This is a genomic window from Paenibacillus cymbidii (assembly GCF_004764705.1).
GTDB classification, from domain to species: domain Bacteria; phylum Bacillota; class Bacilli; order Paenibacillales; family NBRC-103111; genus Paenibacillus_AN; species Paenibacillus_AN cymbidii.
Genome location: NZ_SHLX01000036.1, coordinates 1 through 22,854 on the forward strand (window position 1 = coordinate 1; position 22,854 = coordinate 22,854).

The 22,854-nt window shown below is 58.1% G+C and carries 18 protein-coding genes; 17 read left to right on the forward strand and 1 reads right to left on the reverse strand.

What is annotated here, in order from left to right; all coding sequences use genetic code 11:
- The first annotated feature begins 134 nt into the window (after positions 1 to 134).
- Positions 135 to 1,034 (forward strand): AraC family transcriptional regulator, encoded by a 900-nt coding sequence (locus tag EXY20_RS32775; RefSeq protein WP_135556645.1) that lies wholly within the window; start codon positions 135 to 137, stop codon positions 1,032 to 1,034.
- A 50-nt stretch (positions 1,035 to 1,084) separates the two neighbouring features.
- Here EXY20_RS32775 and EXY20_RS32780 read toward each other — a convergent pair whose 3' ends face one another.
- On the reverse strand, positions 1,085 to 2,305 hold the full coding sequence (locus EXY20_RS32780; protein WP_167859688.1) for a Gfo/Idh/MocA family protein: 1,221 nt from the start codon (positions 2,303 to 2,305) through the stop codon (positions 1,085 to 1,087).
- Between the two features lie 252 nt (positions 2,306 to 2,557).
- Here EXY20_RS32780 and EXY20_RS32785 point away from each other — a divergent pair, with 252 nt between their 5' ends.
- The 16 genes from EXY20_RS32785 (at position 2,558) to EXY20_RS32860 (ending at position 22,701) form a co-directional block, all read left to right on the forward strand.
- A complete protein-coding gene (locus EXY20_RS32785; RefSeq protein ID WP_135556647.1) occupies positions 2,558 to 3,310 on the forward strand; it encodes an SDR family NAD(P)-dependent oxidoreductase in 753 nt (250 codons plus the stop codon).
- Positions 3,311 to 3,347: 37 nt separating this feature from the next.
- Positions 3,348 to 4,190, forward strand: a complete 843-nt coding sequence (locus EXY20_RS32790; RefSeq protein WP_135556648.1) for a phytanoyl-CoA dioxygenase family protein — start codon at positions 3,348 to 3,350, stop codon at positions 4,188 to 4,190.
- A 5-nt stretch (positions 4,191 to 4,195) separates the two neighbouring features.
- Positions 4,196 to 4,951, forward strand: a complete 756-nt coding sequence (locus EXY20_RS32795) for a glucosamine-6-phosphate deaminase (RefSeq protein ID WP_235886320.1) — start codon at positions 4,196 to 4,198, stop codon at positions 4,949 to 4,951.
- 30 nt (positions 4,952 to 4,981) lie between these two features.
- Positions 4,982 to 6,484 (forward strand): L-fucose/L-arabinose isomerase family protein, encoded by a 1,503-nt coding sequence (locus EXY20_RS40160; RefSeq protein ID WP_235886312.1) that lies wholly within the window; start codon positions 4,982 to 4,984, stop codon positions 6,482 to 6,484.
- Positions 6,485 to 6,504: 20 nt separating this feature from the next.
- Positions 6,505 to 7,923 carry a sugar isomerase gene (locus EXY20_RS32805; RefSeq protein WP_135556650.1) on the forward strand — a complete coding sequence of 473 codons (1,419 nt, stop codon included), beginning with the start codon at positions 6,505 to 6,507 and terminating at the stop codon, positions 7,921 to 7,923.
- Between the two features lie 27 nt (positions 7,924 to 7,950).
- Positions 7,951 to 9,483, forward strand: a complete 1,533-nt coding sequence (locus tag EXY20_RS32810) for a hypothetical protein (protein ID WP_135556651.1) — start codon at positions 7,951 to 7,953, stop codon at positions 9,481 to 9,483.
- A complete protein-coding gene (locus EXY20_RS32815; RefSeq protein WP_135556652.1) occupies positions 9,480 to 10,631 on the forward strand; it encodes an enolase C-terminal domain-like protein in 1,152 nt (383 codons plus the stop codon). Before EXY20_RS32810 ends, EXY20_RS32815 begins: the two co-directional genes overlap by 4 nt.
- A 118-nt stretch (positions 10,632 to 10,749) precedes the next feature.
- Entirely contained in the window at positions 10,750 to 11,721 is a 972-nt protein-coding gene (locus EXY20_RS32820; protein WP_167859689.1) for an ROK family protein, read from the forward strand.
- A gap of 40 nt (positions 11,722 to 11,761) precedes the next feature.
- Positions 11,762 to 13,318, forward strand: coding sequence for a response regulator (locus EXY20_RS32825; protein ID WP_135556654.1), 1,557 nt, complete (start codon positions 11,762 to 11,764; stop codon positions 13,316 to 13,318).
- Between the two features lie 12 nt (positions 13,319 to 13,330).
- Positions 13,331 to 15,151, forward strand: a complete 1,821-nt coding sequence (locus EXY20_RS32830; RefSeq protein ID WP_135556655.1) for a sensor histidine kinase — start codon at positions 13,331 to 13,333, stop codon at positions 15,149 to 15,151.
- A 200-nt stretch (positions 15,152 to 15,351) separates the two neighbouring features.
- Complete coding sequence (locus tag EXY20_RS32835; protein ID WP_135556706.1) at positions 15,352 to 16,212, forward strand: ABC transporter permease; 861 nt, start codon at positions 15,352 to 15,354, stop codon at positions 16,210 to 16,212.
- Entirely contained in the window at positions 16,206 to 17,066 is an 861-nt protein-coding gene (locus EXY20_RS32840; protein ID WP_135556656.1) for a carbohydrate ABC transporter permease, read from the forward strand. The genes EXY20_RS32835 and EXY20_RS32840 overlap by 7 nt, the downstream gene beginning before the upstream one ends.
- A gap of 90 nt (positions 17,067 to 17,156) precedes the next feature.
- A complete protein-coding gene (locus tag EXY20_RS32845; protein ID WP_235886313.1) occupies positions 17,157 to 18,716 on the forward strand; it encodes an extracellular solute-binding protein in 1,560 nt (519 codons plus the stop codon).
- Positions 18,717 to 18,956: 240 nt separating this feature from the next.
- On the forward strand, positions 18,957 to 19,913 hold the full coding sequence (locus tag EXY20_RS32850) for an ABC transporter permease (RefSeq protein WP_235886314.1): 957 nt from the start codon (positions 18,957 to 18,959) through the stop codon (positions 19,911 to 19,913).
- Positions 19,914 to 19,977: 64 nt separating this feature from the next.
- Positions 19,978 to 20,931, forward strand: coding sequence for a carbohydrate ABC transporter permease (locus tag EXY20_RS32855; RefSeq protein WP_135556657.1), 954 nt, complete (start codon positions 19,978 to 19,980; stop codon positions 20,929 to 20,931).
- Between the two features lie 54 nt (positions 20,932 to 20,985).
- Complete coding sequence (locus tag EXY20_RS32860; RefSeq protein ID WP_135556658.1) at positions 20,986 to 22,701, forward strand: type 2 periplasmic-binding domain-containing protein; 1,716 nt, start codon at positions 20,986 to 20,988, stop codon at positions 22,699 to 22,701.
- The last annotated feature ends 153 nt before the right edge of the window (positions 22,702 to 22,854 follow it).

Below are 22,854 nucleotides of genomic sequence, written 5' to 3' on the forward strand. Positions count from 1 at the left end.
GCTTGGGCTACGTCCGCAAGCCGGGAAACACTTTCGATTCATTTTTCAAAGATCACTGTCTTAAAGAGTCTAAAAAAATATTCAAGAGCAACCACCAATCGGTAGCTGCTCTTAGCATACAAGGAGAGAAGCCTATGCAGGAACTGGCGGCGCTGCGGACGAGAAGCGACTTGCGCGGACTCGACGTCAAGATCAATCGCAATCGCGGCGACTGGAAAATGGTGTGGGAGTGGCACGACCACATCGAGCTGATGTATGTGTTGTCGGGCAGCGGAAAATGCTGCATAGGGAACGACGTGCACACGTTCGAGCGCGGCCACTTGTTCGTGATCGGGCCGAAAACGAGGCACAAGTCGGAAATGGTCGACCGCGGCGGCTTCGACGCGTTGATCGTGCTGCTCCACGTCGGGCTGGGGCAAGCCTGGTGCAACGAAGGGTTCGAGCACGCGCTCGACGCTGTGAGAATGAATTACGCCGACCATCCGCGGCACTTCATTCTGAACGGTGCGAGGGTCGCCCGCTTCGAGTCCATATTGGACACGATGCATGAGGAATACGCCAGCGATAAAACGTTCTCTTCGCAATATGTGACGGCGCTGCTGCAGCAGTTGCTGATCGAAGTAAACCGGCTGTGCGACGAGGTGGTGGAGGCGAACGCGGCGAATGCGATCGACAACTTCCAAATGCCGCCGGTCATCGCGGAAATTATCGGTTATATCCAGCAGGACTACAAAGAAAATCTCCGCTTGTCGCAAATTGCGGCGAAATTTCATCTGAACCCTTCCCACCTGAGCCGCCAGTTCAAAAGCGCAACCGGCATGACGCTGACCGCGTTCATCACGGTGCGGCGCATCCAGCACGCGCGCCGGCTGCTGCTTACGTCGAACCGGACAATAACGGAAATCGCCCTGGAGTCCGGCTTTCATAATCTGTCGTATTTCAATGCCATGTTCAAAAGAATGATCGGCATGTCCCCTAAATTATTCCAGAAACATTCAGGCTACCAGACAAGCCGGCGCATCAACGGCATGTAGCCGCTGAAGCAAACCTCCGGTTTGCTTCAGCGGCTCCGTTCGTTCGGCGTTCAGCACCCGACGCGATGCGGCTCGTTGAATGCGATGGCGATCCGGTCGGCGACCTCAAGCACGGACCGGCCATCCCGGTCGAACTGCCGAGTGAACGCCTCGACCTCGTCGAGCGAAACCGACTGCCGCCGGTTGAGTTCCGACAGCTGGGCGCCGTTGATCATTTTGATGATCGTCGCCCCCCGCTCGGCGTTCAGCAACGATTCCGCTCCCTGCTCGATCGTGCGGCAGAAATGAACCATCTCGTCCTCGAACGACAAATCCTCCGACATGTAGCTTTTGATCGGAATGAGCCGCTCGCCAAAGAAACGATCGGTGATTTTCAAATATTCCTTGTCGTTCTCATCGAATACGGACGTTACGCTGCCCTTACTTCCCTGAACTTCAATATATCCTTTTACGTCGCTGCCGTTTTCCGCGAGATCCGGCCACGACCATGTCGCTTCGATGACAACGTTGATCCAGTCTCCGCTCTCCGGGTTGCGGTAGCGGATTTTGAAATGCGCGTCGTCGTCGACATGGATCGTTTGCAGCCGCCCTTCGATCAGGCGAGTGCGGTTTTTCACCCGGACGCCGAGCGAGCGCACCTCTTGCGGCTCTTTGTCGAAGCCGATCATGAACCAGGTCGAAGCGACGGCGTGGGAGCCGTAGTCCAGTATCGCGCCGCCGCCGCCTTCGATCGGATCGAAAAACCAGGCGGCGCGCTTGGAGGAATACGTGCCGCGGGCGATCCACACGTGCTGCACGTCGCCAATCGCGCCGCTTTCCACGACGTTGCGCATCGCCTGGTAGCGCGGAATGAACAGGTTATCGTCGTTCAATTGGAACAAGGCGGCGGAAGTCCTGGCCGCGTTCGCAACGTGCTGCGCTTCCCACCAGGTGCGGGCCATCGGCTTCTCCGACATGGCGTGGACGTTGTGCTGCAAGGCGAGTGCGGCATAGTGCGAGTGGAAGCGAAGCGAAGTGCAGATATCGACGATGTCGACGTGGCTCCACAGGTCGTCGATCGTGTCGCAAATGACGATTTCCCAGTCTACCGGACTGTTCGCTTCCTGCATCAATTGGATGTAGTGCTGCTTCGTGCGGTTCGCATGGTCCGGGTTGGTGTCGAAGATGGCGGTTACTTTCATTATGCGCCGGTGCGACACGTAAGCCGGAATATGCGCCGCGTTGCTGATGTTGCCGGTGCCGATACAGCCCAGCCGATACACGTTGTTCATGGAAATCACTTCCTTCGGATTCAATTTGTACGCCATCATTATATAAATTCGCCGGCGCCGCATTCCAATCGAATTATGACCGGATTTAGCAAAATTTTTGCTTTCCCGAACTCGGCGAATCGGGGCCGCACGACGCTCGCAGCCGCGCCCGATTTCGAACACTTATGTAGATTTCATGTATATTTTTGTGATTTTGTTGGTGATATAGTGTAGTCGAACAAGACGCTAGGCACATGCCGAAGGGGTGGTTCTGTGAGTGGCAGCCTTCACGGTGAAGTGGCATTGGTGACGGGAGGATCGCGGGGAATCGGCAGGTGGATCAGCACTTGTCTGGCGGCAAGAGGGGCGAAGGTGATCGTCAATTACGCCCGCCATGTGGCGGAAGCGGAGTATACGGTGGAGCTGATCCGGTCCGGGGGAGGCGTGGCCGAAGCGATTCGCGCCGATATTACGGCGGAGGATGGCGTAAGCGCTCTTATGGATCGGGCGGCGCAAACCTTCGACGCGCCCATCGGCATTCTGGTCAACAATGCGACCGGGCCGCAGCCGATGCTCGCGATCGAAGATTCCACGTGGGATACGTATTTGGATCAATTGTTGTTTTTCGTCAAAGCGCCGCTGCTCCTGACCAGGTCGGTGCTGCCGGCGATGAAGGAGCGCCGCGCGGGCAGCATCGTCAATATCGGCAGCGAGGTGGTGCAGCTTGGCAATCCGAATTATGCCAGCTACGTGGCGGCGAAGTCGGCGATGATCGGAATGACGCGGTCTTGGGCGAACGAGCTGGCCCCGCACGGGATTCGCGTCAATCTGGTGGCGCCCGGCTGGATTCCGCGGGACGGCATCTTCGTTCCTTCGATGGAAGCGTATCGGAGCAAGGTACCGATGAAGACGATGGGCGATCCGGACGATATTGCCCAGGCCGTCGCTTTCCTCGCATCCGGGGATGCGAAATTTATTACCGGTCAATGTTTGGCCGTCAACGGCGGCAATACATTCGGCATTTAGCGGCAATTACACGATTCAGATGGAGGCGAATGGCGGCATGTGTGCAGTGCAGCTCGATATTCCTGCGCTCGTCAAGCAGTTTCACGAAGAAGGGTATTTGATTTTGCCCGGCGTGTTGTCGGAGGACAAGGTGGCGCGACTCAATCGGGCCGTCGATGCCGTTGTTGCGCAACAGGAAGAGAGCGTGGCTTACAACATTTACAATTGCATCGAACTTGATCCCGAGCTGGCCTCTCTGATCGACGAACCGACGATTTTGCCGCTGATGGTCAATATTATGGGGTTCAACATTCAGTTTTTCATCTCGAATCTGAGCGTGCGCAAGCCGAATCCGCACAAGCTGCAAGCGAATACGTTCAGCTCGATCCCCTGGCACCAGGACGGACCGACGCCCGTGTTTCCGAGTGTGAACGGCATTACGCCGATGTATTATGCAAGGGTTTGCTACATTCTCAGCGATATGTCGGAGCCGGGACGCGGCAACACGAAGGTCATTCCGCGCAGCCACAAGCGTCCCTACTACAACCCGAACCAAACGGACATCAGCGAATCGGTGGAGGGCGAGGTAGTCGTGTGCGGCAAGCCGGGCGACGTGTTCATTTTTGCGCAAAACCTGTGGCACGGCGGGACGCCGAACCATTCGACAAGCTATACGCGCACGCAATTATTCTATGGCTACAGCTATATCTGGATGCGGCCGAACGATTACCGCGCGCCGTCGGACCGATTGCTGCAGGGCGCGTCCCCTTACAGAAGACAACTGCTCGGCCAGCTGGAATCGGACGACATCAAGCGCTATTACAGCAACGGTCCCAACAGGCTGCCTCCATTGCCGCTGCAGGAATTGTGGCTGGAGCCGGACAAGGAGCGGGCGAATTGAACATCATGACGGATGCGGTCTGGAAATTCAAGGTGGTACCCAAAGAGCGGTTTGACGATGAGGCGGCCCGCCTGGCGATTCGGCAGCTGCAGCGCAAGCCGGCTTCCGTCGTCGGCCTGGCTACGGGCGACACGACGAATGGGATGCACCGCACGCTGGCGGAGAAGATCGTACAGGAGAAGATAGACGTGTCCTGTGTCTCCGTGTGCAACCTGGATGAGGCGGCGGGGCTGCCCGACGATCATCCGGCGCGCGGCATCAGTCGCCTGAAGCGGATGCTGTACGATCCGATCGCGCTCAAGCCGGAGCAGATTGTCTGCTTCCGCGGACAACCGGACGACCTTGAGGCGGAATGCCGCGCCTTCGAAGCGGCGCTTGCCCGGCGCGGCGGCATCGACCTGCAGTTCGTCGGCATCGGACTGAACGGCCATATCGCGTTCTGCGAGCCGGGCATGCCGTTCCACGCGGGCTGTTGCGCGGTCGAATTGAACGCCGGGCAGCGGGAAGAGATGCGGCGCAAGTTTCAGTATGCGTCCCTTGACGACGTGCCGACACGCGCAATGACGATGGGGATCAAGTCGATTATGCATGCAAGTCGGGTGGTGCTGCTGGCGAAAGGCAGCCACAAGGCGGGCATCGTGCGCGCCGCCTTGACCGGCCCGGTGACGCCGGAGCTGCCCGCCTCCGTGCTGCAATTGCATCCGCGGCTCACGGTCCTGCTCGATGACGAGGCAGCGGCCGGCATGGCGGAATCGAAGTGAAACGACGGATCCGGAGAGGATGTTGATGGCGTGACGGAGCTGATGCCTGTCAAAGCACCGAAGAAGCCGAGAATCGGCTTGTACCATATTGGCTTGTATCCGTATTGGGCGCAGTTCCCGGGGCTGAGGGAGCGACTCGCGGCGTACAGCCGCTTCATCGAGCAGCGCATCGCCGCTTGGGCGGAGGTGTACAATTACGGCCTGGTCGATACGGAGTTTGGCGGACGCGCCGCCGGAGAATGGTTCAACGCGCGCAACGTCGACCTGGTGTTCTGCCATGCGTCGACGTACGCAACCAGCTCGACGGTGCTGCCGGTGCACCAAATATGCCGCGCGCCTGTCGTGCTGCTGAACTTGCAGCCGACCGACCGGATCCATTACGCGCAGACGACGACCGGCGAGTGGCTCGCTCATTGCGGCGCCTGCCCGGTGCCGGAAATCGCCAACGCCTTCAACCGCGCCGGCATGCCGCTGCGCGTCGTGAACGGCTTGCTCGGGCTGGATCATACGCCGGCCATTTCGGTGACGAACGAAGTGACGCAGCATGCCGAGCCGGCGGTCCGGGCATGGCGGGAAATCGAGGAATGGGTGCGGGCGGCCGGGGTGAAGCGCAATTTGCAGCATGCGCGGTTCGGCTTCCTCGGCAACACATTCAACGGCATGCTCGACATGTACAGCGACTTTACGATGGTGCAGGCGCAAACCGGCATGCATGTCGAAATACTGGAAATGTGCGAGCTGGAACGTATTTTGCAAACGGTAACAGATGAAGAGACCGCAGCCAAAATGGCGGAAGTGCAGGACATGTTCCGGATTAGCGGCGACTCCCCGTCCGACCCGATCGCCCGCAAGCCGACCGACGAGCAGATGACGTGGTCGTGCCGCATCGCGGCCGCGCAGGAGAAGCTCGTCCGCGAGCACGATCTGGATGCGCTCGTGTATTACTACCGCGGCAGCCCCGGCGGCGAATACGAGAAGCTGCAGGGCGGCTTCATCGTCGGCCATTCGCTGCTCACCGCCAAAGGTATTCCGTGCTCCGGCGAAGGGGATCTGAAGACCGCGGTGGCGATGAAAATATGCGACTTGCTCGGCACCGGCGGCAGCTACAGCGAAATCGTCGTCGTCGACTACGTCGACGAAACGATTTTGCTCGGCCATGACGGGCCGTTCCATATTGCCATCTCGAACGGAAAGCCGATTTTGCGGGGGATGGGACTGTACCACGGCAAGCAGGGAACGGGCGTTTCCGTCGAAGCCAAAGTGCGAACGGGCCCGATCACGACGCTTAACGTCACGCAGACGGGAGACGGCAGGCTGAAGCTGATCATCAGCGAAGGCGTGTCCACGAACGGCCCGATCATGCAGATTGGCAATACGCAGACGCCCGTGAAATTTCCGCAGCATCCCGACGATTACATGGCCCGCTGGTTCGCCGAGGCGCCCACGCATCACTGCGCAATGTCGATCGGCCACAACGGCTCGCTCTTCCGCAAAGTCGGCGAACTGATGGACGTTCGGCACGTTACTTTATAAGAGTCTGGGAGGAATCGCGGATGCTGCGCAATCGGGTCGGGGCAACGATCGGTGTGATGGCGGTGGGCCTGGCGTCCTACTGGCGGCAGTTTCCCGGCATGCGGGAGCAATTGCTTGGCCACTACGAGCAATTGGCAAGCAAGTTCGGCGCGGATTGTACGGTGATCCGGGCCGGTATGGTGGACACTGCGCAAGCCGCAAGAGAAGCCGGGCAGCTGTTCAGGGTGCACGACGTCGATCTCGTCTTCTGCCAACTGACGACGTACGCCAACTCGGAGACGCTGCTGCCGGCGATCCGGGAGCTGTACGTGCCGGTCATTCTGCTCAATGTGCAAAGCGTGAAACGGCTGGAGATGGAGCAGGTGAAGACGCTGCACGACTGGCTCGGCGCCGGCATTACTTGCGCGGCGCTGCCGGAGATGACGGCGGCGCTGCGCCGCATGGAGAAGCGCTGCGCCATCGTCAGCGGGTACATGCACGGCGACGGCGAGGTGGACGCCGCACTGGCGGACTGGAGTGCGGCCGCGGCCGTCACCCGTCGGCTGCGCAAGCAAAATCTGGCGCTGCTCGGCCGCCCTTTCGCCGGCATGATGGACCTGAACGTGGACGAAACGGCATTGTTCAAAGTGTTCGGCACCTACGTGCATCATCTGCAATGGGACGATATTGTCGACGAGGCGGAGCAGGTGGCGGACGACGACGCGGAAACGGCGGCCGGTTTGCTCACCGCCTGCTTCGATATGCCGGCGCATCTATCCGCGCAGGAACTGCTCGGCATGTCCCGTCTGCTGTGCGGAGTCATGCGCCTGGCCGAACAATACGAGCTGTGCGGCTTGCCCAATCACTACGAGGGGGCGCTGCAAGCGCGCCATACGGAGCTGCTGGCTGCGTGGAACCCCGTGCTGTCGGTGCTGAACGGGCTCGGGATCGCTTGCCCGGTCGAGGCGGACATCAAGGCGGCGGTGGCGATGGTCATCCTCAAGCAGTTGGCGGGAAGTGCGACGCTGGCCGAGCTGTACTCGCTCGATTACGAGCTCGACCAGTGCATCATAGGGCACAGCGGGGCCGGCGATCCGGCCATATCGGCCGCCAAACCGAAGCTGACGATGTCGGACGTGTTCCACGGCAAGTCGGGCAAGGGCTACGTGACGCAATTTTATCCGCAGGAAGGGGCCGTGACGCTCTTCTCGCTCACCCAGGACGGCGACGGACGTTATCGCATGGTAGCCGCGGAGGGAGAGTGCGTGAGCGGGCCGCCGCTCGATCTCGGCGATACGAACTGCCGGGTCCGCTTCGCGATCGGACTGCGGGCGTTCGTCGACCGGTGGAGCTCGCTTGGCCCCACTCATCACGGCGTGCTCGGACTGGGGCGGCATACGGCCACGCTGCGCAAGATGGCCGTCATGCTCGACATTCCACTCGACATTGTGTGCGTGTAACGCGCGGGAAAGGGAGACGATTCTCGGATGAACATCAAACAATCGTTGCTGCTGGCCGGGCGCAATCTGCTCGATTGCCTTAGCCCGGACCACGGCTATTTGCCCAATTGGAGGCTGCGCGTCAACCCGGATTATACGGCGCAATTCAGCTTCAGCTGGCCCGGTCACAACATCGGCCGATGGTGGGACGCGATGCTGCGTATCGAACGGGCGACCGGATTCGTCATTCCGGCCGATCTGGAGGGAGCCATGCTGCGCAACACCTATGCATTCTTCGACAACCCGGACCATTTGTGTTTTGAGCCGCGCAGCGAAGCGCGGCCGAATCGCTCGGTGGAGCTGCACTCGCTGCGCGAAGGGCTGATGGCGCTCATTGCGCTCATCCGATGGCGGGGCAGCGCATGGGCCCGCGAGAAGGGGCACCGCATGCTGGTGACGATTGCCGCCATTTCCGGCGACAACGGTACATGGGAACTGGAGAAGCTGGATTACTTCCATGCGTGCGGCGGCAACAAGTTTTACAAGTTTTTCGATCCGTGCAGCTCGAACGGGCGGCTCATCGAGGCGCTCGTCTGGTTCTACGAGGCGACCGGCGACGGACTGGCGTTGGAGCTGGCGGAACGGTTCGCCCGCTACCACTACCAATATACGACGCAGGAAGACGGACGCATCAACCTGAGTTCGGACGCGAGCCATGCGCATTCGTACCTCGGTACGCTGCGCGGTCTTGTGCTGTACGGCGCGCTGACCGGGCAGCGGCACTACGTCGATCGCGTCGCGAAGACGTTCCACGTCGGGCTGCCGCGCATATTCCGGCCCTCGGGTTTTAACGCGCACGACCTGCTGACCGAAGGCTTCGGCGAAACGAGTTCGCCCGGCGACGCGGCGCAGCTCGGGTTGTGGCTCGGCCTGCAGGGTTACGGCGAATGCTTCGACGAAGCGGAACGGCTTGTGCGCTGTCGACTGCTTCCCTCGCAAATCGTGGACAGCCCGCCCTTGCGCGGCCTGGAGAGCGATGCCGACGTGAACTTGAACGCAAAAATTATCGGCGGCTACGGCGGCTGTCATGACGAGCCGCATTCGGGCAGGATGAATGTAACCGACGTTACCTGCGCGGTGGCGCATTCGCTCGCCGACATTTACGAGCATATCGTGCGGCATTCCGCGCTTGACATGCGGGTGCTGTTCCATCTCGATTACACCGACGAGCGAATTGACGTGCGCAGCGAGCGCGGCGGGGAGGGGCAGCTGACGGTCGTGCCGAAGGTCGACCGGGCGGTATGGATTCGCGTCCCGCGGTGGACGCCGGCCGCATCGGTGAGGCTCTTCATCGACGGCATGCCGGCCGAGCCGCAGTATGCCGGCGACTGCATCGTCATCGAGAAGCCGGGCGTCGGGACGATCCTTCGCCTGAGCTACGCGCTGCCGGAGCGGCGGACGACCGAGGAGATCAACGGCAAGACGTACACGATAGCGTGGAAGGGCGATGCGATTGCCGGCGTCTCGCCGCATGTCGATTTTTATTCGTTCTATCCTCCGCTGCGGGAGGAGAACCGATGAGCGCCATGTGGATCGAGCGCGACTGGAAGCTGGAGTCGATCGAATGGGTGGAAATGCCCGGGGAGCGCAAGCGGTTTGCCGGCAAAAATGCGCGGCTCGGCCATCATGGCAGCGGCGTTGTGCTGCGCGCCTGCCGCATCGCGATCGCCGGCCAATACGGCTACGGCTGGAGCAAGCTGTCCGAGGTTGAGGCGAAAGCGCTGATCGGCATGCCGGCCAGGCAATTGTTCATGGAGGACGGCAGGGTCCAGCCGGAGTATCGCTGTCTCGAATGCCCGCTGCTCGACTGGCTGGGCAAGCTGCGGGGCAAGCCGGTGTATGCGTTGTTCGCCGAAGATGCCGCAGCCGCAAGCGCGCCGTTCTTCGCCGTGCCGTGCTACGATACGTCGCTCTATTTCGACGAATTGGACATTGCCGACGAAGCCGGGGCGATCGCCCATATGCAGGCGGAGGCGCAGCAGGGCAAGGATGCGGGGCACCGCCATTTCAAAATCAAGACGGGCCGGGGCGCCCGGCACATGGAGCTGGAGCGCGGGACGCGCCGGGACATTGCCGTCATCCGCGCCGTGCGGGAAGTTGCAGGCCCGGAAGGCAAGCTGATGATCGACGCCAACAACGGCTATAACCTGAACCTGACGAAGCGGGTGCTGGAGGAAACAGCCGATGTCGGCCTTTATTGGATAGAGGAAGTATTCCACGAGGATCGCGTGCTATACGCCGACTTGAAGCAGTGGATGGACAAGCGCGATATACGCGTGCTGATCGCCGATGGCGAAGGGCAAGCTTCGCCGTCGCTGCTCGACTGGGCGTTCGAAGGCATCATCGATGTCGTGCAGTACGACATTATGGGCAAGGGCGTGTGCAACTGGCTGGAGCTCGGGGCGAAGCTCGACGCCGCCGGCGTCAAGTCGGCGCCGCATTGCTACGGCGGCCCGTTCGGCGTCTACGCGATGGGGCACGTCGCCTCCGCGATCAAGGGCTTCCAGTTTATCGAATGGGACGCGATGACAGTGCCCGGGCTGGATGGCTCGCGATACCGGCTTCGCGACGGCAGCATTGAAATTCCAAACTCGCCCGGCTTTGGCCTCGAATGGGACGACGGTTATTTTTCCCGTCTGGTATCGGATAAAGGGTGGATTGCTTTATAATTGAATTATGATCAGATTCGGCAAAGTTGCGCAAGAAGGCGGAAGAAGCGGGGAGTCAACTCACTTTGCGCCTTTTTTCGTTTTTCGCGAACTCTGTCGACAGCGGGAGCGTGATCGGATGAACAGTAATTCAGACAGTGCGGATGTCGTGCTGGCAGTAGATATTGGCGGAACCAAAATATTGGCCGGTTATGTCGACCGCAGCGGCACCATCCGCCAATCGCACAAGTACGACATGGACCGGTCGTCGCAAGGCGCGGCGCTGGCCGCTATCGAACGGTCGGTCGGCCATTTCCGCCAGCTTCCGCGGGATGGCCCGGCTCCGTGCGCCATCGGGATGTGCATGCCGGGGCAAGTCGACGCGGCGAGCGGGACGTGGCTGCACTGCATGAGCATTCCGATCGGCAGCCCTGTGCGCCTGGCCGAACAGTTCGGCGATTCAGGGCGCCTGCCCGTGGCGCTCGACAACGATTTGAACGCAGCGGCGCTGGCGGAAGCGACCTGGGGGCTTGGGCAGGCATTCGGAGATTTTGTATATATGAGCATCGGCACCGGCATTGCCGCCGGGCTGTTCGCCGGCGGCCGGCTTGTCCGCGGGGCGGCCAACTATGCCGGCGAAATCGGGCATATGTCGGTCGAGCCCGACGGCGAGCCGTGCGTTTGCGGCAACCATGGCTGTCTGGAGAACGCCGCTTCGGGCGGCGGGATGATCGCCCGGGCGCGCGCTCGTCTCGGCCGGTTCCCGCAATCGAGCCTTCACGAGCTGGAACGAACAGGCCAGTTGCACTCGGCGGCTATTTTTCGCGAGGCATTGGCAGGGGATGAGCTGGCCGCGTTAATCAAGGACAAGGCGGTACGCGCGCTGGAGACGGGCATCGTCAATGTGATCAACCTGCTCAACCCCGAAGCGTTCATTATCGGCGGCGGCGTGCTGCGGGACGAATGGCTGGCGGAGCATTTGCGGGAACATGTCCGCTCTCGCTGCATGCCGGTCGTTCGACAGTCGCTACGGCTGTTCGGCATTTCCGGCTTCGACGTGAACACGGTCGGCTTGCTCGGCGCAGCGAGCGTGGCCTGGAAACACGTATGACGGGCATTCACATGGCGGAACGACGGGAGGATGAGCCAGCATGGAAAACCGGCCGCTGCGTGTGTTGGTTGCGGATGATGAGTTTCCGCTTCGCGAGGAGTTGAAATCGCTTTCCTGGGATGCGTTCGGGGCGGTTCTGATCGGTGAAGCGAAGAATGGCGAGGAAGCGCTGCAGTTTTGCCACGATTATTTGCCCGACGTGGTCATTACCGATATTACGATGCCGTCCATGGACGGCATTACGCTGCTGCGCGAAATCAAGAAGCGGTTTCCGCTGATGCAGGTCATTTTGCTGACGTGCCACAGCGATTTTGTGTATGCCCGCGAAGCGTTGCAGCTTGGCGCGCTGGACTATTTCCTGAAGGTGACACTCGACGAAAACGACCTGGCCATGGCGCTGCATAAAGCCCGCTTGTCGATTGAACGCGAAAGGTCGCATCAGAAAGACGCGAAGGACAAGATGCGCTGGGTGCATTCGAAAGCGCTTGGTCGCTTGCTGAAGAAGGAATCGTTCGATCCCGACGCCGTCATGCAGCAGCTCTTCGCCGTATGGCCGAAACTCGCCCTCCCTTTCCGCTTCGCGAGACTGCAGGTGGACGCGAACGCCAGCGAGCATATTTTCGTCAATCAGGAAATCAACAGCGCGCTTATCCAACTCGAGCAAGTGACGCCGGGTACATTCACCTGGGTGCCGCTGGGCAGCAAGGAGTACCTTCTGTTCGTCCACGACGATTCCGCCAGCGTCGAGACGTTCGTCGACTTCATGGAGATGGTCTTGTCCGTCCTGCGGGACGCTCTGGCGAAGCAGCTTCCCTTCATCGCGGAGGAGGTCGTCATCGACGGGGCGATCAGCGACGAGGTGCGGACGCCCGACCAGTTTGTGGACGCGCTGGCCATGGCACGGGCTTGGGAGCATACGAGTTTCTATGAAGCGGATAAACACGGCAAGGTGTACGTCGGGCAGCCGCCGGCTCCGGCGCATCTGACGGAGGCAGTCGTCACGGAGCTGACGGACAAGATGCGCGGCGTCAACTGGAATCAGGAGCGGCTCGTCGCTTTCTTCCGCGGACCGTTTACGGCGCTTTGCACCGAACGGCGCTTCGACCCGGGGCAGCTCCGGCAGCTCGTTTCGAACTGGACGATCGAGTGGCGCCAAGAAAACGGCCGGAACGGCACGGAATTGCTGCTGCATCGCATCGCGCAGGCGAACTCGTTCTACCAGATCGTGTCCGATCTGATTCATTATGCCGAGGAAAGAAGCGGCAAGAAAGAGAGGTACCGCACGGAAGTAAACGATGCGTTGAAGCTGATCAAGCACAATTTGGCCGCCGGCTTGACGCTGTCGGGCATTGCCGGGCAAGTGGGCTTGAGCGCTCATTATTTGGGACGCCTGTTCCGCGAGGAATTGGGGGAGTCGTTCAACGGCTACGTTACCCGCTCGCGGCTGGAGTTTGCGCTGGAGCTGCTGAAGACGACGAATCTCAAGGTATACGAGGTCGCGGAGCGAGTCGGTATTCCGAGCTATCGCTATTTCTCGGTAATGTTTCGCAATTGGACGGGATTTTCACCGACGGACTACAAGAAAAATTTGCGGTGAAGGACGGGGAAGATGAAAAACGTTCACAACTGGTACCGCGGCTGGAAGCTGGCGACGAAGCATTTTCTCTTCCTGTTTTGCGTGACGTTTCTGCTGTTCGTCATTTTGGCATGGAACAATCTGAACGAGGCGCAAGAACTGTTCCGCAAGCAAGTCATCAGCGACTCGCAAGTGCTGGTCGGACGGACGAATCAACTCGTCGACTCCTACCTGGACAATATCCAGAGCATCCTGCTGCTGATCTCCCAAAGGGACGACTTGCTGCTTCCGGGCCATGAAGCGGAAGCCGTCGGCACCTTGCGGGAATATGCGGAGAACAACATTTCGATCGTGCGAACTTTATATCTGATCAGGGCCGACCACCGCGTATTCGCCAACACGCAAGCCTACTACGATATTCTGGGCAATCCTCACCTCCAATGGCTGTACCGGCTCGCGCTGGACAACTACGGCGCGATCAACGTCAGCCCGCTGTACAATTCTCCGCTGTCGGGGAAGACGATGGCGTACACGATGCCGGTCAAGAACGATGCCGGCCAGACGCTCGGCGTCGCGCTGATCGAGATCGACCTCGACAAGCTGACGAACAGCATCGCGCCGCTGCTGACGAACGAACACCAGACGTTTACGGTCATTTCGCACGATAACCGCGTGGTGACCAAGCCGAACATCCTGGACAAGTTTCTGCCGGTTGATCCGTACAAGTACCCGGTTGAGCTTGAGGAATCGTTCGTCGGCCGGCTGGGCGAGATGTCCATCGGCGTCAGCTCTATCAAGGGGCTGAAGGATGAGCCGCTCGTCGTCGTGAAGTCGGGCGAGAACCGGTTCGGCTGGTCGCTGATCGTGTTCATCGAAGAAAGCTACTTCTACGAAAACCTCGTTACATTGTACAACAACTACAGCACGGCCGCCGTGTTCTGGCTGTTCGTGCTGCTGCTCACCTCCTTCCTGATGAGCCGCTATTTCACGAACCCCGTGCGCAAGCTGGTCGCAAAGATGGAGCGGGTGCGCGACTTCAACGTGCTGTCGCGAGTGACGATCAATCGCGACGACGAAATCGGCCAGCTCGCCAAAAGCTACAACATGATGATGGATCGCATCCACCAGATGCTGCTGGAGACGAAGGAAATGGAAGCGCGAAAAAACCAGTACGAGCTGAAAATGCTGCAAAGTCAAATTACGCCGCATTTCCTGTACAACACGCTCGCCTGCATCAGCAGCTTGGCCAAGCAGCAAAAAATCGCGGAGGTGCGGGAGACGATCAAGTCGCTTGTCGGTTTGCTCTCGTTCAGCTTCGACAAAAGCTCGGCGCTGGTGTCGGTGAACCACGAATTGCAAGGCTTGCAAATGTATTTGCAAATCCAGCGCATTCGTTACGAAGACAAGCTGACGCTGCACATCGATGTTGCGAACGAGGCGCTGCATTGCCAAATCCTGAAACTGACGCTGCAGCCGTTGATCGAGAACGCTATCTTCCACGGGCTTGTCCCGAGAGGAACGGAAGGCCGCATCACGATCAAGGGAACCGTATCGGACGGCAAGCTGCGTCTGTTCATTCGCGATAATGGCGTTGGCATGCCGCGCAGCAAGCTTGCCGACCTATTGACGCATCACACCGGGCAGCCGTCCCAATTTCGCTTTACCGGCCTCGGCGTTATCAATGTGCATGAACGCATCCGGCTATACTACGGGAACAGCTACGGGCTGAGAATCGCCAGCAAAATCAACGTGGGCACGGTTGTGCGGGTGGAAATGCCCTGTATGCCGCTCGAGAACGCCGAATTGGAAGCGGATCGGGGAGAGGATAGGCGGCAACCGCACAATCAGTCTTAAATTGAACACAATTGGAGCTTTTCTGCATATCGCATTGTGCGCGACGATTGTATATTTAACATGAAAACGCACACAACCGAAGAGGTGAACTTGTGGAGAACCTGAACGCGATACCGCTCGCCACCGGGAAAGTGCCGGTCCGCAAACGGCAGATCGGCAAGCTGTGGAACAAGCTCTGGAAATTCAAGGCGCTTTACGCAATGCTGCTTCCCGGCGTGGTTTATTATATTTTGTTCAAATACGTTCCGATGTACGGTGTCATCATTGCCTTCAAGCAGTTCAGCATTTTGGACGGCATAACGGGCAGCGAATGGGCTAGTCCGTGGTACAAACATTTTCAAGAATTTTATCAATCACCATTTTTTATACAATTATTGCGCAATACGATCGTCATCAGCGTGTACAAACTGGTCATCGGCACGATCCCGCCGATAGCCCTGGCTCTCGTTCTGAACGAATGCCGGACAGCCTGGTTCAAGTCGCTGGTGCAGACGTTGACATACATGCCGCACTTCCTGTCCTGGGTCATCATCTACGGCATCCTGCTTGCGCTCATGTCGGAAAACTCCGGTTTGTTCAATCGCTGGATCCAGGAGCTGGGCGGCAGCTCCGTCTCGTTCCTGACGTCCACCCGCTACTTCCGCAGCATTCTGGTAGGTTCGGAAATATGGAAGGACCTGGGGTGGGGAGCGATCATTTATTTGGCGGCTATTGCCGGCATCGATCCGACGCTGTATGAAGCGGGTAAAGTCGACGGGGTTGGCCGGATGAGGAGCATGTGGCATATTACGCTTCCCGGCATTCGCAATGTGATTGTCCTGCTGTTCATTCTGAAGCTCGGCCATCTGCTCGACGCCGGCTTCGATCAAATTTACGTGCTGTACAACATTCTTGTCTACCCGGTGGCGGACATTCTCGATACGTGGGTATATCGCACCGGCCTGCAGCAGTTGAATTTCAGCCTTGCTTCCGCAGTCGGGTTGTTCAAGTCGGTCATCGGACTGGTGCTTGTGCTCGGCGCGAACAAAATCGCGAACAAGTGGGGAGAAGGCATATGGTGAAAAACGGGTCAGACAAACTGTTCAATGCCGCCGTATATGCGCTGCTTGGCTTCTGCGGCTTGGCCGCCATGTTCCCGCTCCTTTTCGTGGCGACGGTGTCGATTACGCCGCTTGCCGAAGTGCTGAAAAACGGCGGCTTCATCCTGATTCCGAAGCATGTAACGTTCTTCGCCTACCACAAGCTGTTTACCGAGTCGAACATGCCGACGGCGTTCAAGGTAACCGCTTTCATTACAGTGGTGGGCACTGCGCTCAATCTGATCCTGACGATGCTGCTCGCTTACCCGCTGAGCCGCAGAAACTTGCCCGGACGGAAATTTTTCCTGCTCATTATCGTTATTACGCTGCTGTTCGGCGGGGGCCTCATTCCGACTTATCTTGTTGTCAAATCGCTCGGCCTGCTCGATTCGGTATGGGCGATGATTGTTCCGAACGCAATCTGGAGCTTTAATGTGCTCATTATGAAAAGCTTCTTCGAGCAGCTTCCCGAGGAAGTGTTCGAATCGGCGCGCATCGACGGTGCGCAGGAAACGCGCATTTTGCTGCAAATTATCGTGCCGCTCTCGATTCCCGTCATTTTGACAGTCGGCCTGTTTTATCTTGTCGGGCACTGGAACGAATTTTTCCAGGCGATCTTCTACGTAACCGATCGTTCGTTGTTCCCGCTGCAGGTGATCGTCCGCGAGCTGCTGATGCAAACCCAGCAGCCGCTCGAGTATGCGGAGAACGTGCTGCCGACGATGACGATGCAGATGGCGTCCGTCATTACCGCTTGTTTGCCGGTTATCGTGATTTACCCGTTCATTCAACGGCACTTTACGAAAGGCATGCTGCTTGGCTCGATCAAAGGTTGACGACGGGGGACGGTCCATCCATCCTGTCCCGCCAGGGATAAGGGTTCCATCCGTTTCAATAATAATTAAACGAGAAGGAAGGGAAAGGGAATGAAACAAAAAAAGAGAACGATGTTCATGCTCCTCGCGCTTGTCCTGCTGCTTGTCGGCGTGCTGGCGGCGTGCGGAGGCAGCGGGTCGAAGTCCGGCGTCGAAGCGCCGACGGGTTCGCCTGCGCCGGCCAAGACGGACGAGCCGAAGAAAGTCGAACCGTCCTCCTCCAAATTGTTCAAAATCAATGTCATTACGGGAGGAAGCGGATTGCCCGCGCCGGCTGACGATTTCGTCAAACAGGGGCTCGACAAGGCGCTCAACATCGACCTCAACTTCAATGTGTATCCTTCGGCCGACGATTATACGAACCAATTGAACGTGCGCATGGCGTCGGGAAACTTCCCGGATTTGTTCGCCGTCGACCGGCCGCAGCTCAAGGAATTCGTCAAGCAAGGGCTGCTGCTCGATTTTACGCCATACCTCGACAAGCTGAAAGACGTACGCAATTTGATCGGCGAAGATTCGCTCAAGAAGGGCATGGTTGACGGCAAAGTATACGCCATCGCCAAGTCGCCGCTCAACCCGAGCCTGACGTACTGGATTCGCCAGGACTGGCTGGATAAATTGGGGCTCAAGGTGCCGACAACGCTCGATGAATTGATGAACGTGGCGACAGCCTTCACGAATAACGATCCGGACGGCAACGGCAAAAAAGATACCTACGGCATCACCGGTCAAGGCTTGCAAGCGTTTGCTCCGATATTCGGCGCTTTTGGCGTAGGCGGCGACACACCTTCTTTCTACGTCAGGGACGGTCAAATCGTAACGAATTTGTACGATCCGGGGATGCCGGGGGCGCTCGCATACATCAAGGACCTGATTGCGGCCAAAGTCGTCGATCCCGAGCTGCTGGCTAATACGGGGATTCAGCACAGGGAGAAAGCGATCAAAGGTCAGGCGGGGATCCTGTATGCCGGCGTCGGCGACAGGGGCAAGGATGACGCGCAGGTCAAATCGGTCAATCCGAATGCCAATTGGATTCAAATTGCGCCGCCTCAAGGTCCCGGCGGCAAATACGACGGCGTGTGGGATGCCGGATCCACATGGGGACGGATCGCGATTCCGAAGGCGCTGGAGAAAGATCAGGAGAAGCTGCAGCGCATATTCGACCTGCTCAACTACATTTCGGATCAAAAGAAAGGCGCTCGCCTCGTCATGTACGGAGTGGAAGGAAAGCACTACAACGTCGTGAACGGCAAAGTCGTCAAGACCGACCTGATGAGCAAGGAAGCCGGCTACACATACTTGTACCAATGGACGGGACGACCGGAACTGGAATACGTGACGACGAAGTCGCCGGAAGCGAGCGAATGGAACGCCTTCGCCCAGAAAACGCCGCGTATTCAAATTTTGAACGGTCTGATCGATTATCCCGAAGGCTACAAGGCGGCTGACGCCGATCGCTTCATCAAGGAAGAGCTTGCGAAATTCGTATACGGTCAACAGCCGCTCACCGGCTATGACAATTTCCTGAAGACGCTCGACACGACGTTCAAGTTCAATACGTACCGCGATTCCGCCATCAGCCAGTTGAAGAGTTTCGGGTACGGCAAATAAGTTCGTGATTGAAGAAGGAGACATTGAGGAGAAGCGGCCTGCCCCATCTGGGAACCAAGATGGGGCAGGCCGAGTTTGATTTCGAATAGCAGCAGCGATCGGCGGAGCACCGTCTCTATCTGCCCTTGAGGATATAAATATCGTGCACGATTTGATTTAAATCGTCCACTTTTTCAATCGCCGGCAGCGCTATAATGAGCTCACAACACATCATATCCCATACGAAAAAGGAGCTTCGTTGTGAGAGCTAGCGATTTGAATGCGGTTTCAAAAATGGCGGCAGCGGACGGCCGCGCTTCCGTGCTGAAGCGCTTCCGCAAAATGTGGATGCTGTATGCGATGCTCGTGCCGGCGTTTGTTTTGGTTATTCTCTTCAATTACATCCCCATGTACGGCGTCATCATCGCTTTCAAAACCTTTCGTGTCGCCGATGGCATGTGGGGAAGCGCGTGGAACCATTTCGAGCATTTCCGCACGCTGTTCAGCACGGTCGGCTTCGCCCGGGCGCTGCGAAACACGATCATTATCAGCTTGCTGCGTCTGGCTTTCGGCTTTCCGATGCCGATTATTTTCGCCCTGCTGATCAATGAAATGCGCAATGGCCGGTTCAAGAAAGCGGTCCAGTCCATCTCGTACTTGCCGCACTTTATTTCCTGGGTTGTGCTGGCCGGTGTTGTCGGCGAAATCTTGTCGCCGCAGCGCGGGACGATCAATTATTTGATTCAGCTGGCGGGCGGCAAGCCGATTTATTTCCTCATCTCCAACGACTGGTTCCGGCCGATTCTGATTGCCACGGACATCTGGAAGGATGTCGGCTGGAGCGCCATCATCTATATCGCCGCGCTTGCCAGCATCGACCCGCAGCTGTACGAGGCCGCCGACATGGACGGCGCCAGCCGGCTGCGCAAGGCCTGGCACATTTCGATTCCCGGCATCGTTCCGATGATCGTCATCCTGTTCCTGATCAAGATCGGGCATGTGCTCAATTCCGGCTTCGACCAAATTTTCAATCTGTACAATCCGCTCGTGTACGAAACCGGCGACGTGCTCGACACCTTCATCTACCGGATCGGCATTGTGAACGCCAGGTACGATTTTTCCACCGCGGTCGGCCTGTTTATGAGCGCCATCGGCATCGTCCTGCTGCTCGGATCAAATTTGATCATTCGCCGCAAGAGCGATTACGGCATCTGGTAGGAATATGCGCGAAGGGCATGTATGTTGAGAGACTGGATAACAATCGCGGAGAAGGAGTGTTATTGTGGGATCAGGCAACCGGAATACGGCTGGCGGCCATACGGGAACGGCGTACAATCGCGCCGTCGTCCGCGGCCGTGGCGCAAGACGCTCCGCAGGCATGTGGAACGTCGCTTTGAACACGGGCATGCTCGTGTTTTCATTCCTGATGATTTACCCGTTCTGGGACACGTTCATGCTTTCGTTCGCCAAACCCGAGGAAGCGGCGACGCTCGGGTTCCATTTGTGGAACAAGAACTGGTCGCTCAGCTCGTATCAATTTATATTCCGCAACAATCAGGTGCTGACCGCTTACGGCAATACGATATTCATCACTGTGATCGGGACGCTGCTGGCGCTGGCGGTCACCGTATTGGCGGCATTCCCGCTGTCGAAGAAGGAATTGCCCGGACGCAGCGCCATCACGTTGATCTTTGTCTTCACGATGTTTTTCTCGGGCGGGATCGTGCCGTTCTACCTGACGATCAAGTCGCTCGGTCTGATGGATACGAGATGGGTGCTCATTCTGCCGCATGCGCTGAACGTGTTCTATGTGACGATCATGCGCAATTACATGATGTCGCTCGACAAGGGGCTGGAGGAATCGGCGCTGATCGACGGAGCCGGCTATTTGACGGTCATGTACCGCATCATTCTGCCGATTGCGCGGCCGATTCTCGCTACCCTGGTGCTCTGGAACGCGGTGTCCTTCTGGAACCAGTGGTATCACGCGCTGCTCTTCATCCGCGACGACCATAAGCTGGTGCTGCAGCTGCTGCTGCGGAGACTGATCGAATACTCCTCCGCGGAGGGAAGCTCGAGCATGGAAGCGTTTCGCCGGCAGAACGACGCGATGCTGAATTCGGCCACGGTGAAGGCGGCGGTCATTCTGATTACGATCGGCCCGATCGTCTTCTTCTACCCGTTCATTCAGAAGCATTTTATCAAAGGCATTACGGTTGGCTCGCTCAAGGGATAAATTGCTTTTTCATAAAAAGCATTTTATACACGATCAAAAGGGAGGAACGTTGCAATGAAAAAAAGATCCGTATCTTGCGGTCTGGCTGCGGTTCTGATGCTGGGCGGCGTGGTCGGCTGCTCGAGCAGCGGCGGCAAGGGGGAGGCGCAGCCGTCGGCATCGGCGTCGGCGCAAGCATCGGCGCAGCCGAGCGCCTCGGCCAAGCCGTTCGAGAAAACGCTGGACATTGCATGGCTCGGCGGCGGCGGCACGGAGATCAAGGACAACAACCGCGTGCAGCAGAAGATTGAAAAGATGTTCAACGTCAAAATCAAAAACACCAAGGTCGACAACCAGAATACCGATCAGGTATCGCTCATGATCAACTCCGGCGAGATGCCGGACGCCGTGTTCTATTACGGCGATGCCGTCAAGCTGTATAGCGACGGTGTGAGCCGGTCGATTTCGAAAGCCGCGCTGCAGAAATACGCGCCCAATTATGCGAAGATGCTGGACGCTCACCCGATCGGCTGGAAGATGAATCTGGTCAAAGGCAAAACGGACGAATATATCGCGCTGACCGGCCTGGCCGAACAGCAGGAAAGCTTGCAGTATCTCTCGATGTACCGGCTCGATTGGCTGGAGAAGCTGAATCTGGTGCCGAAGGTGAAGATGCAGCAGCTCGACAAGGAAGGCCGCATTTTTTTCTCGCCGGAAAGCATTTCGCTCGATCAGCTGGAAACGATTCTGAAGGCGTTTACATTCAACGACCCGGACGGCAACGGTAAAAAGGACACGTTCGGTGTCGCCGCCAGCAACGACAGAATGTCCGGCTGGGTTTCGTTGATGGGCGCCTATGGCATCGCGCCTGCCGGCTCCGCCGCGAATGCGCCCGGATACAACAAGGAAGTAAACGGCCAACTGGTCGAATGGAACATCCTGCCGCAATACAGGGATTTCCTCAAGAAAATGGCGGTCTGGTACAAGGAGGGCATCATCGACCCCGAATTCCCGACCTTGAATACGACCAAGCAATGGGAAAAGACGACCGGCGGCATCACCGGCTATTTCCAGACGGGTTACAACTACGTCGATCCTACGGCCAAGACGTATGCGGGCAGACCGCCCATGTCGGTATTGAACAACAACCCGAAAGCGAAAATTTTGATCATGGCTCCCGAGAAGGGACCGGACGGCTTCCGCGGGGTCAGCGCCAAAGCGCCGGTATCGCCGCTGACTTATCAGATGGTGATCGGCAAGAAGGTGGACGACGAGAAGCTGGCCCGCATTCTGCAAATCATCGATTATCTCAACTTTAATCAAGAGGGGATCATCTGGTCGAATTTCGGAGAAGTTGGCGTCGATTTCAAGTGGGAAGGCGAACCGAACAATTCCCGACCGCTTCTGATGGAGAACGTGAATCCGAAACAAGAGGGGCTTGGCTATTATACCCACTCCATCAATACGCTCGACAGTATCAAATTCAATTTTGGGGAAATGCCGCGCAAGCTGATGGACTGGACCTTGTTCGGCGAAGGCAAGGATTTGAAAATTCGGCCTTACAAGTGGGATTACTTCAACACGACGAATTTGTCCGCCGTGCAGGCCCAATACGGCGCCGGGCTGAAAACGATCGTCGACGAGTTTTTCTTCAAATCGATTCTCGGCGAAGTCGATGTCGACAAGGAATGGGACGGCTACGTGGACAAGTGGAAAAAGGCCGGCGGCAGCAAAGTCATGGAGGAGCTGGACAAGGCGCCGAAGGTTGCCGATATGATTGCCGGCAAATGACAGCCGATCTATCTATCTGAGGTTCCGGTCAATAAAGCGTAAACGCGCTCCGGGAGCGCCGCCACAAGGCATCCACTTGTCGGCGGCGCTTCCGGCATTGATTTTCCGCAGCTTGCTGTTGAATTCAAGCCGCTGATTTGTTCTAATGGAATC

What these genes read in the sequence shown, in the direction of transcription:
- EXY20_RS32840 (WP_135556656.1), top strand. Translation starts at nt 16,206, where the DNA reads ATGGTGAAAAACGGGTCAGACAAACTGTTCAATGCCGCCGTATATGCG.
- EXY20_RS32810 (WP_135556651.1), top strand. Translation starts at nt 7,951, where the DNA reads ATGAACATCAAACAATCGTTGCTGCTGGCCGGGCGCAATCTGCTCGAT.
- EXY20_RS32790 (WP_135556648.1), top strand. Translation starts at nt 3,348, where the DNA reads ATGTGTGCAGTGCAGCTCGATATTCCTGCGCTCGTCAAGCAGTTTCAC.
- EXY20_RS32835 (WP_135556706.1), top strand. Translation starts at nt 15,352, where the DNA reads ATGCTGCTTCCCGGCGTGGTTTATTATATTTTGTTCAAATACGTTCCG.
- EXY20_RS32845 (WP_235886313.1), top strand. Translation starts at nt 17,157, where the DNA reads ATGAAACAAAAAAAGAGAACGATGTTCATGCTCCTCGCGCTTGTCCTG.
- EXY20_RS32830 (WP_135556655.1), top strand. Translation starts at nt 13,331, where the DNA reads ATGAAAAACGTTCACAACTGGTACCGCGGCTGGAAGCTGGCGACGAAG.
- EXY20_RS32860 (WP_135556658.1), top strand. Translation starts at nt 20,986, where the DNA reads ATGAAAAAAAGATCCGTATCTTGCGGTCTGGCTGCGGTTCTGATGCTG.
- EXY20_RS32775 (WP_135556645.1), top strand. Translation starts at nt 135, where the DNA reads ATGCAGGAACTGGCGGCGCTGCGGACGAGAAGCGACTTGCGCGGACTC.
- EXY20_RS32825 (WP_135556654.1), top strand. Translation starts at nt 11,762, where the DNA reads ATGGAAAACCGGCCGCTGCGTGTGTTGGTTGCGGATGATGAGTTTCCG.
- EXY20_RS32780 (WP_167859688.1), bottom strand. Translation starts at nt 2,305, where the DNA reads ATGAACAACGTGTATCGGCTGGGCTGTATCGGCACCGGCAACATCAGC.
- EXY20_RS32805 (WP_135556650.1), top strand. Translation starts at nt 6,505, where the DNA reads ATGCTGCGCAATCGGGTCGGGGCAACGATCGGTGTGATGGCGGTGGGC.
- EXY20_RS32795 (WP_235886320.1), top strand. Translation starts at nt 4,196, where the DNA reads ATGACGGATGCGGTCTGGAAATTCAAGGTGGTACCCAAAGAGCGGTTT.
- EXY20_RS32815 (WP_135556652.1), top strand. Translation starts at nt 9,480, where the DNA reads ATGAGCGCCATGTGGATCGAGCGCGACTGGAAGCTGGAGTCGATCGAA.
- EXY20_RS32820 (WP_167859689.1), top strand. Translation starts at nt 10,750, where the DNA reads ATGAACAGTAATTCAGACAGTGCGGATGTCGTGCTGGCAGTAGATATT.